This is a genomic window from Nocardiopsis sp. CC223A (assembly GCF_030766825.1).
Classification (GTDB): Bacteria; Actinomycetota; Actinomycetes; order Streptosporangiales; family Streptosporangiaceae; genus Nocardiopsis.
Window position 1 is genome coordinate 38,539 of record NZ_JASFDV010000055.1, and the last position, 9,901, is coordinate 48,439.

9 protein-coding genes are annotated in these 9,901 nt (G+C 70.4%); all 9 read right to left on the reverse strand.

Annotated elements, in window-relative coordinates:
* Positions 1 to 158: 158 nt before the first annotated feature.
* A complete protein-coding gene (locus tag QJS33_RS20650) occupies positions 159 to 968 on the reverse strand; it encodes a hypothetical protein (protein ID WP_306369680.1) in 810 nt (269 codons plus the stop codon).
* Complete coding sequence (locus QJS33_RS20655; RefSeq protein WP_306369681.1) at positions 962 to 1,471, reverse strand: hypothetical protein; 510 nt, start codon at positions 1,469 to 1,471, stop codon at positions 962 to 964. The genes QJS33_RS20650 and QJS33_RS20655 overlap by 7 nt, the downstream gene beginning before the upstream one ends.
* A 242-nt stretch (positions 1,472 to 1,713) precedes the next feature.
* Positions 1,714 to 1,911, reverse strand: coding sequence for a hypothetical protein (locus tag QJS33_RS20660; protein ID WP_306369682.1), 198 nt, complete (start codon positions 1,909 to 1,911; stop codon positions 1,714 to 1,716).
* Positions 1,912 to 2,615: 704 nt separating this feature from the next.
* Positions 2,616 to 3,683 carry a bifunctional lytic transglycosylase/C40 family peptidase gene (locus tag QJS33_RS20665; protein WP_306369683.1) on the reverse strand — a complete coding sequence of 356 codons (1,068 nt, stop codon included), beginning with the start codon at positions 3,681 to 3,683 and terminating at the stop codon, positions 2,616 to 2,618.
* Positions 3,680 to 4,510: a replication-relaxation family protein gene (locus QJS33_RS20670; protein ID WP_306369684.1), complete on the reverse strand. Its 831-nt coding sequence runs from the start codon at positions 4,508 to 4,510 to the stop codon at positions 3,680 to 3,682. The genes QJS33_RS20665 and QJS33_RS20670 overlap by 4 nt, the downstream gene beginning before the upstream one ends.
* Positions 4,503 to 6,836, reverse strand: a complete 2,334-nt coding sequence (locus QJS33_RS20675) for a type IV secretory system conjugative DNA transfer family protein (RefSeq protein WP_306369685.1) — start codon at positions 6,834 to 6,836, stop codon at positions 4,503 to 4,505. The genes QJS33_RS20670 and QJS33_RS20675 overlap by 8 nt, the downstream gene beginning before the upstream one ends.
* Entirely contained in the window at positions 6,836 to 8,677 is a 1,842-nt protein-coding gene (locus QJS33_RS20680; RefSeq protein ID WP_306369686.1) for a VirB4 family type IV secretion system protein, read from the reverse strand. Before QJS33_RS20680 ends, QJS33_RS20675 begins: the two co-directional genes overlap by 1 nt.
* The gene (locus tag QJS33_RS20685) at positions 8,678 to 9,631 is read right to left on the reverse strand and encodes a PrgI family protein (protein WP_306369687.1); all 954 of its coding nucleotides are present in this window, start codon (positions 9,629 to 9,631) and stop codon (positions 8,678 to 8,680) included. It lies immediately after the preceding gene.
* A 30-nt stretch (positions 9,632 to 9,661) separates the two neighbouring features.
* Positions 9,662 to 9,901, reverse strand: a 240-nt coding sequence (locus QJS33_RS20690) for a hypothetical protein (protein ID WP_306369688.1), incomplete at its 5' end; no start/stop codon positions are given.

Genomic DNA, 9,901 nt, shown 5'->3' on the forward strand with positions numbered 1-9,901 from the left:
CACCTCCACCGACGGCGGGACGTGGCGGCCAACCGCACGGACTCCCAGTCCTGTTGGTCTCCTCCGGAGTCTTTCCGAGTTTCCCGGTCTTTTTGATTAGGATTGGCGAGCGCGACCATCGCGCATCCTCCCTCTCGTTCTTCGTCGTTTCCGCTGGATCAGCGGCTGTCGGTGACCACCGAGTGCAGTTCCGCCACCGACACCGGAACCGAGGAGGCGGTGACCAGATCGGCCAGCTCCCCGCTCTGCCCGTCCGAGGCCGACCAGGACACCGTCCACTCCCACGACGCCACCAGGTCGACCGGCGCCCCCGGGCCGGTCGGCGGAACGGACGTGTAGGTGTACGAGCAGTCCGAAGCCCCGTTCTGCCGGTGCGCGGCAACGGAGAAGGGGGTGCCGGGCCCCGGACACACCACCTCGCCCCCGTCACCGGTCTCCCACACCACACGGTGCGGAGAGGCCACCACGGTCACGGCGCCGGTGCTCACCGACGCCGACACCGACACCGGCTCCCAGTCGGCGGCGTCGATCCACAACCAGGACGGCAGGTTCACGAACCGGGGCTTGCCCGGAGCGGGAGCGGTGCCGATGTCCGGAACCGGCGGAGCGAGCCTTGCCCGCGCCTGCTCCGCCAGTACCCGCGGCTCGAAGGCCGGTTCCGCGTGCGTCGACGCGGACCGCTCGCATTCGGCCGCGCCGCCAGCGGGAGCGAGAGGGCTGCCGTCAGGTCCGGAGAATTCGACACCAGGCATGACACAGGGCGGCGGCGTGGCCGTCGTGGCCGTACCCCAGGGAGTGTCCCCGTCGGTATTGCTCGGAGATTCCCCGGGGGCCTGGGCGACCACGTCGCAGCCCGAAGCGGAGCAGGTGGTGTGGTGGGAGAAGTCGCCTTCCTCGGCCCACGCCGACGGGCACAGCAGGAGAACGGCCGCGATCGTCGGTACGGCACCGATGCCTGTCCTCAGCATCCTTCGATGTCACCGAGCCACAGCTCGCCGACCTTCCACTCGCCCTCCTGCTCGGTGACCGTCGCGACGAACAGCCGCGTGTTCCGCTCCTCGGCGGATGCGGGCTCGTAGCCCTCCATCACCCAGTTGCTCTCGTCCACGCAGTCCTCGACGACCACCCGGGGCGGGTCCTGTTGAAGGTCGACCTCCGTTGCCTGCGGCGTCAGCACGGGCTCACCGGTGGCTACGGAGTCGTGGCCCGCCAGCATGTCCCTGGTCAGTTGCAGGGCCTGGCCGTCGGCGAACCGTTCCAGGTCGGGGTGGTCGTCGGCCCCGTCCAGGGAGGCGTCGACCAGGGCCCGCATCATGCCGAGGTAGGCGTCCACGGCGCGCTCCTCCTCGGGCCGCTGGGAAGGGGAAGGTAGAGCGCTGGGAAGGGTGCGTGGGACTTCGGCCGACGAGGTGCCCTCGTCGGATGCGGAGCACGCGGTGCCCAGCACTGCCATCAGGGCGAACACACTCACTCCAGACCTGCTGCGCACACTCCACCACCGATTCCGTTCTCAGTACCGACCTCGCACCGCTCTTTCGAAGAGTGACAGTAGTCACACTCAATGTGACCGACAACCGGTTTGTGGATACTCAGAGTGACGAAAATTGTGGAGAAGAACACGGCTGGTAGATGTCGCACGCTCTACCTGCGGAAACACCGAAAAACACGAAGGAGGGACACTGCTCGGCGGTGCCCCTCCTTCGTCGGGATTGCTCACGCGAACGCCTGTTGCCCGGCTCCCCACAGACGTATGAGGTCCGCCAGCTCCCGCCACTCGTCATCGGTCGGGGAATCCGGTGCGAGGCCCTTTGGTGCGTCGGCGAGGAGGTCCCCGGTGTGGCTCTGCTGCTGTTTCCGCCGTTCGTGCGCGACGAGGTAGGGGCGGACCGCGGCCACACCGTCGTCATCCACGCACCCCCCGGTGGAGACCGGTTCCTGCGCCGGGGACGTGGGGCGCACAGACCCGCACTCACGGAATCCGGCTGCGCGGACCTGGCGGGTTTCCGCGGAGATGAGGTCTTGTTGCGGAGTACCCGTACGGCGGAGCGGGCCAAGCTCCGGCGGCTGTGCGGGAGAAGCAGAATCCGTCCTCCCCGCTGCGGGTTCGGGGGTGGGGGCAGGGGTCTTCCAGAAGGCGCTCCACATCGCCTCGATCAGGTGCCGGATGCGTGAGAGCGGCCGCTGTCGCCTGCGGTGCCTGCCCGTACGATGGGTCATGGTTCTCTCTCCTGCTGTCTCAGGTGGGAGGCCGTGTCTCGGGCGGCGTTGGAGCGCCGCCCGAGGCGGTTTCTCTTCGGGGTGGCCGGGTGTCAGGCGCACACGGGTGTCATTGGCCCCGGATGCAGAAGTCCGGAGCTGCGCTTCCCTTGGGTGCTCCTTCGTCTCCCGGTGTCGAACTGGTTGTTATCGGGCACTGGCGGGGATTTCGTGGTCCAGCGGGCGGACCTCCCCTTTTCCCGTTCGCGCGCGGTATCGCGGCCGGGTCGACTGCGATGGTGCACCATTCTCGCGAGAAGGATCAATGCGGAATTTGGGAAATTTCCCAAAAAGGAAATAGCTTGCTTTCAGGCTTCATATGTGACCTGTTTCGTTTTTCTCCTGAAAGCGGTTCGCGGTCACCCCGGGCGCACAGCGGCGACGAACACACTGCTGTAGTACGGGCCGTCGACCGGCTCGACGCGGATCACCTGTCCGCTTCTCGGGGAGTTCACCATCTGCCCGCCGCCGACGTACATGGTCACGTGCGACGGAGAACCCCCGGGCGCACCGGTGTCGTAGAACAGCAGGTCGCCCGGCCGCAGGTCACCGAGCCCCACCCGCGTCCCGGTGTTCACCTGGTCGGTCGTCACCCGGGGGAGGGCTACCCCGGCCGCCTCCCACGCCCGCATGACCAGGCCCGAGCAGTCGAACGCGCCCGGCCCGGTCCCACCCCACAGGTAGGGCTTGCCGACCTGCTGCAGCGCCCACGCCGCCGCCACGGAGCCCGCTTCTCCGCTGCCCCCTGCTGCTCCGACGGGAACCCCGGTGGGGACACTGGCGGCCAACGCCGTGAAGCGCTCGATGTGCCCTTGTACATCGCGCACGTAGGAGTCGCTCCGGTTGTAGCGCAGCAGCGCGGCTTCGAGGTCGTCGGCATCGGTGAAGTCGACCCCTCCGGCCTCCGGGTTGCTCACGCACAGGTAGACCGCCGCGCTCCAGGCGGCGTCGAGGACGTTGTGCGGGTCCGCGACACCGTCCCCGGACGCGTCCAGCCCGTGCGAGGCCCAGGTAGCGGGCAGGAACTGCATCGGCCCCACCGCCCGCTCGAACTCGGTCTCCCCGTCCCACCGGCCGCCGTCCGAGTCGGCATGCCGGGTGGTGTTGCCCCCGACCCCGGAGCCGTCCAACAGCGGCCCGGTGAAGGGCGGCGAGACCTCGCCGTCCGGGGATATCTGCCGGTCGGCCACGTGCCCTGACTCGACCTCACCGATCCCCGCGAGGATCGGCCAGGACATCCCGCGACAACCGCTGTACTCCTCTTCGAGCCGTGCGGCGGCCCGGACGTACGCGGTCAGAACGATCGGCGGGATGCCGTCCACCTCCAGCGGAACCCTGCTGCTCTGACCGCTTCCGACGACTGCACTGATGAACACCGCGGGGAACAGGAAGAACCCGCCGAGAGCACCGGCGACCAGCCGAATCACTCGGCCTCCCCCAGCTTGGGCATGAGGTCGACGAGCCGCACCCGGTCCGCAGCGCCCGGCGCCCGCCACACGCGCTGGTCCGGTCCGGGCGAGGCCACCCTGGCGTGTGTGGTGACATAGGCGTTCGCCTCCTCGGAGACGACGTCCACCAGCTTTTCCACGAGATTGGTCTCCCGCTGCCCTGAGTGGACGATGAAGAGCACGAGCGAGGGCCGCTCGGTGTAGTGGGACAGCGCCTGGTAACCCCGCATCTTGCGGCAGACCGTGGCCAGCGACTCGCTTCCGGTGTCGTACTCGACGAAGGCCCGCAGGTTCAGGCCGTCCTGCCGCCACCGCACGTACGCGTCCGGGCGGATGTACTGACCCCACCTGCGTGCGCACTCCGCCTCACCGAACCACCGCGCCAGCTCCCCGGGCCCCGACCTGGCCGCTTCCGAAAAACGCACGAAGCACTCCGCCAGCCCCTGCACATGATGAATCTGCGGGGAGTACATGAGCCGCACCGCCTGGTCGGGGAAGACCGCCCGAGCCGCGGTGTCGGTGCCCTGGTGGTAGGAGACCAGCTCGGCACCCAGGGGCGTCAGCACCCAGTAGTCGGGAAGCTTGCCCCGCGGCGTGTACCGCCGGAACCGGTCCAGCACCCCGTACCGGTGCAGGATCAGCAGCCGACGCCGCGCTCGGCGCGGGTGCGTGTCGTGAAAGCACACCCGGGCGATCTGGTGGGTGTCCAGGGTCTGGTGTTCGTAGACACTGCACAGGACGGCGAGGTCCCGAGGAGTGATCCGGGTGGTCAGGGAGGCGACGGTGTAGTTGCCGGGTTCAGTCATCTGCGTTCCCCTTACGATCGGAACCTGCCGCCGCCCCCGGTCCGTGCCGCCGCGCCATTGTTCGTACCTGCGTGGCCCGACCCTTGACGCCGGGGGGAAGTGGTCGTGTGAGTACCGTCAGCGCCCCCTGTTCTTTGGCCCCCACCAACGGGCGCACGGCGGCCTGGTAGGCGCCCAGGTGGGTCAGGTCGTAGGCCCCCAGCACGGGCAGCGTGTGCTGCTGAAGGCTGGCGGCGTCGTCGGGGGAGGCGGAGAAGTAGATCTTCGTGCGCGCGTTCGCCGACAGCGCCTTGCGTAGATCGCCGGGGAGCTGGCCGAGCTCCTGGTGGGCGAGGGTGAGGCCGAGCCGGTAGCCGCGGGCCTCGGCGAGCATGTCCTCCAGGCTGCCGGGCAGGTTGAGGAAGTTCTGCGCCTCGTCGATGTAGGCGGACAGGTCCTTGCGCTGATGCTCGGGGGTGTGGATGCGGGCGGTCACCGCCTGCCAGGTCGCGGCCAGCGCGAACGACCCGATCAGGCTTGAGGTGTCCTCGCCCAGCCGCCCCTTCGGCAGGCGGAGCAGCACCAGGTGGCCGCTGTCGAACAGGGCGGGAAGGTCGACGGTGGACGCTCCCGAGGCCACCACCTGGCGCACCCACTTGCGCAGCAGGGCGCTGCGGAGCTTGTTCAGGATCGGCCCGGTGACCGAGCTGCGCGCTGACACCGTCAGCCCTCCGTACCAGCCCCAGAAGTCCTCCAGCGCCGGGTCCCGCCCTGTGCGCTTGGTGACTTTGGCCAGGATCTGCTGGCGGAGCTTGTCGTCGGCGAGCAGGCGCGGGATGTCCCCCAGGGTCAGGTTCGGGTCACCGGCCCGGGTCAGGGTGAGGGTGGTGGCGCGCAGGATGTCGTCGGTCCTGGGTCCCCAGTACTGGTCGTAGATACGACGGAAGATTCCGACCACGGTGTCGGACACGAAGTCCGGGTCCCCGCCTTGCAGGAAGTTGAGCCGCGGCGGGGACTCGTTGTCGTCGGGATCGAACAGCACCACCTTGCCGACGGCGCTTTCGGGCAGCCGGGCCAGGATGTCGGTGATCAGGTCCCCGCGCGGGTCGATGACCAGGGCGGCCCGCCCCGCCTCGGCGTCCTGGAGCACGAGGCGCGCCAGCAGCGTCGATTTCCCCGACCCCGTTTTGCCGAGGATGTGGGTGTGCTGGCGCCCTTCGACCACCCCTACTGCGACCGGGCGGTCGGGCATGACGTCGCTGTCCCCGATCACCTTGGTGCCCTCGCCCCCGCGGGGCACGGCCGGGGTGGGAGCGGCCGGGCGTGCTCCGGCGCGGACCAGGCCGGGCACGGTCACGTCGGTGGGCAGGTGCGCGATCGCGGCCAGCTCGGTCGTGGACAGCAGGAACCCGTGGCCGAGGAAGCGTTGTGCCGCCCACCAGTCGGTGCGGAACATGTACCTGCGGTCCAGGTGGTTGGTGCCGGAGGTGAAGGCGGCGAACGCCGAGGCGACCCCGTGCGCCCGCCCCCGCAGCCGCGCTTTCGCCTCCTCCTCCGGGCGGGTGGTGGTGAGGATGTAGGCGATGCCGCAGGCCAGACGGGGCGAGGATGCCTTGGTGAGGATCGCGCGCACGTCGTCGCCGGTGCCCGGCATCAGGGGCGGGCGAGACCGGTGCCCTGTGTGCGTGGGGTCCAGGGCATCGATGAGCTGGGCTGCCGCTGCGGTGTGCCCGTGCAGGCGGGCCGCCGCTTGGCGGGCGCGGGCCGCGCGCCAGCCCGTGGTCGGGCGGGCGGTGATGCGCACCAGCGCGTGTTCGCCTTCGGCGAGGTCTCCCAGGGCTCCCAGGAGCGGACGGTAGGGGTCGTCGCCGAAGCTCGTGCGCAGCGGGAACACCTCGGCCCGGCCCAGCCGCAGGCGCCCGCCGGTGCTGTACGCCTCGCTCGGCAGAGGGGAGGTGCCGGGAGCGCTGTGGCGGGTTGCGGTGGTGGCGCCGGGCCAGGCTGAGGCGACCGCACGCTCCACGACCCCCGGGGGTACCGTCCCGGGTACCCACAGCTGGAAGCGGACACCGGCGGCGGAGGCCAGGATCTCCAGGGCGATGTGGGGCTGGAGTAGCCACCGGGACCAGTGGGGTTTGAGCAGGCCCATCATGTGCTGCCAGAACGCGGTCGCGTTCTCCAGGGTGGCCTCGGGCGGAGGCAGGATCTCCACCACCCGCGCCTCTTGGGACAGGTAGCGGTGGCGAGCCGCCCGTACCCCGAGCACGGCCGCGCAGATCAGCGCACCGATCAACGGGATCATGCCGAGAACGAGGAAGAACCCGCCGTTGAGCAGGAACGACACCATCAACCGTCCACCTCCTGCCCGACGGTGGGCTTCGCTTCGGGACCCGGCGGCTCCGCGTTGCTCTGTGGGGTCTCTTCTTCGGCGCGCAGGGCGGCCAGCTCGGCGGGGTCGGAAGTGATCAGCCGGTGCTCGGCCGGAGAGGCCACCGGGTGGACCCCGACGCGCTGATGGCCGGCGACCAGCAGCGCGCTGCCTCGCGGCGCGGTGCCGACCAGGTGGGCCTCCCCGTCGGAGAGCTGGAACGCTTCCCGGACCGCGTCCAGGTTTTGCGGTGCCTGTTTGAGCAGGATCTGTGTGGCCGCGTTGGCGATCACGACCTTGCCCAGCTCGCTGCCGAGCACGTCACCGACGTCCTGGGTGATCACGGTCAGTCCGACCCAGTGCTTGCGGCCCGCCTTGGCCAACCGGGCCAGGTAGCGGGCAGCCGCCGGATCCTGGAGCAGCAGCCAGGCCTCGTCCACCACGACCATCCGGGGCCGGGCCTCGGTACCGGCGGTGACGTGCCGCCAGATGGCGTCCAGCGCCACCAGGACCCCCACCGGGCGCACCTCGTCGGGCAGCTCCCGCAGCGACACCACGGTCAGGTGCCCGCCGACGGCGTTGCCGGTAGGGCTGTTGAACAAGGCGGAATGGGAGCCTCGGGCGAAGGGCTCCAACTGTCCGACCAGGCCCTGGGCCGCATGGGCGAGGTCCGGGTCGGTGTCCGGGCTGGTGGCCAGCTCTTCCAGCACCGTCGCCAGGTCCGAGAGCACGGGGGAGGGTCGGTTCCAGGTGGCCGGGTCGCGGGTGATCCCGGCCTGGGCGTAGGCGGTGACAATGGCCCGGTCCAGGACGGTCCTGTCGATCGCGGAGAGGTCGCCGACCATCGCGCCGATGAGCGTGTGCAGGAACAGCGCCCGGGCAGTGAACTCTTCTCCTTCTCCTACTGAAGGGAGGGAGAAGGGGTTCAGCCCCGGCTGCCCGGCGGCCCCGGGACGCAGCACGGTGCCGCCCACCGCCTCGGCCAAACGCACGTATTCGCCTTCGGGGTCGATGATGGTGACCTCCACCCCCACCATCAACGACCTGAGGACTTCGAGTTTGGCCAGGTAGGACTTCCCCGCCCCGCTGCGGGCGAGGATCACGCTGTTGTGGTTGTCCAGCCCTCCGCAGAACCGGTCCCAGGCCACCACACCGCTGCTGTGGGTGTTGGTGCCGTAGACCACGGTGGTCTCGCCCAGGTCCGCGACCAGCTCCGGGGAAGAGAACGGCAGCAGAGTGGACACGGCGTCGGTATCCATCGACCGGACCGTCCCCACCGGGTCGGTGCCCAGCGGCAGCGTGGAGATCCACCCCTGTACCGCCCGGAACATGGTCGGGGTGACGTCCATGAGCAGGGAGGAGCACAGGGCCCGCACCTGCTGAACGTGCGCATCCAGCAGCTCCAGGGTGGGGGCGTGCACCGTGACGTACACCCCCACCCGGAACAGCTTCCCCTGGCCGGTGGCGATGCGGTCGGCGATCTCAGCGGCATCCATCGCCGCCGTGACCTGGTGCGGGTCCTCCACCCGTCCGCGGACCAGATCGGTGCGCTGCGCCGACTCCAACCGAGCCCGCCGCCTGCGCAGCTGCACGGCGGCGGTGGGCGCCGGTACCGGGTCCAGGTGGAAGGCGATGTCGAGCTGACCGGGGTAGGAGAACAACGGCTCGGCCCACCCGGCGCTCACCTCGCGCGGGTAGCCGATCACCGCCAGGGTCTGGCACACCCCGCCGCCCACCCGCAGGTGGCGGGAACCGACATGGATCGCCGGGCCGCCCAGCTCGGGCGCCCCCGATCGTTTCCAGAGTTCGCGAAGACCCACTTACTGCTCCTGTTCGTGTTCGTTCTCGACCGGGCCGGTCCACGGGTCTCCCGGGTCCGGGGCGTAGGTCAGGGGTGCTTCGGGGGAGTGCATTGACGCGCGCAGCGCCTGCTCGGCGGCCTGTCCGTCCAGGACCTGGGTGCGCACCCCGATCGCGCAGAGCCGCCCGGCGGTGTCCCGGGCCGTGCGCACCAGGGCCGCTCCCGAACGTCGGGCGGAGCCAGTGGCGGTGACCACGACCAGGACCTGCTGGTGGGACAGCTCGTGCGTGGCGGCCATCTCGTGCAGGAAGTCGGCGTGGCCGTGGGCGGCGTCGGTGAGGGCCGGGTGCGGAAGATGCTCGGCATGGGAGCGGATCATCTCGGCCAGCGGGCCGAGGTCGGCGGTGCGCCGCTGCACCAGGATCTGCACCGGGTCGGTGAGGGCGTCCAAGGCCCCGGCGAACGCCGCCAAGATCTGGCCGCGCTCGTGCGTAGAGGAGAGCTGGGCCGGGATCGTGGTGCAGGCGATGACCACCGCACACCGTCCGCCCAGATCGATCACACCCTCGGGGGTGATCGCCGAGGCGGGCAGCCGCAGCGGCGCCAACCGTGGTGGGCGCCGTAGCCGGGGCGCCCACCGGGGCAGGGCGGGAATCTGTCCCGACGGTGCGGGGACCAGGTGTTTGGGGAGGGCGGCCCACCGCGCCGCCTGCGCGGCCACCTTCTCCAGCCCCTGGCCGCCCTTCTCACCCAGGGCCAGAGCGATGACCACCCCCAGGACAGGGACCAGGATGGCCACGAGCGCCCACCACGGGAGGTGGTCGCGCAGCAGCAGATAAGCCGCCCAGGCTCCGGCCAGAGCCGGTGCCAGGAGCAGGCACTGCCGCGCGGTCAGGCCGAACACCAGGGGTTCGGGCCGGTCGATGTCGGCGGGGATACGGCCCCGCCACGCCGCCTCTTCAACCGAGGACACGCGCACTCCCTTTCTTCATCGCTGCTGTCGTCACGAGTCGTCTCGTCCTGCTTCCGGCTTCGGGAGCGGGAAGAGGCCGTACTGCTTCCACACCCGCCTGGGGCTGGAGAACAACGGGATCTGCCCCTTCACCTGCGGTTTCTTGTCCCAGGACAGCGGGGGCATCGACGGCAGATGCCGCAGCCCCTCCGTCGCCCGAGGCCGGGGGCCGACCCACCCCACGCGCTCGGGGGCGCGCCTGCCGGGCACCCGCACCGGCGGGGGCGTGGG

Coding starts and splice junctions, on each gene's coding strand:
- QJS33_RS20675 (WP_306369685.1), bottom strand. CDS start 6,836: ATGGTGTCGTTCCTGCTCAACGGCGGGTTCTTCCTCGTTCTCGGCATG.
- QJS33_RS20670 (WP_306369684.1), bottom strand. CDS start 4,510: ATGACTGAACCCGGCAACTACACCGTCGCCTCCCTGACCACCCGGATC.
- QJS33_RS20650 (WP_306369680.1), bottom strand. CDS start 968: ATGCTGAGGACAGGCATCGGTGCCGTACCGACGATCGCGGCCGTTCTC.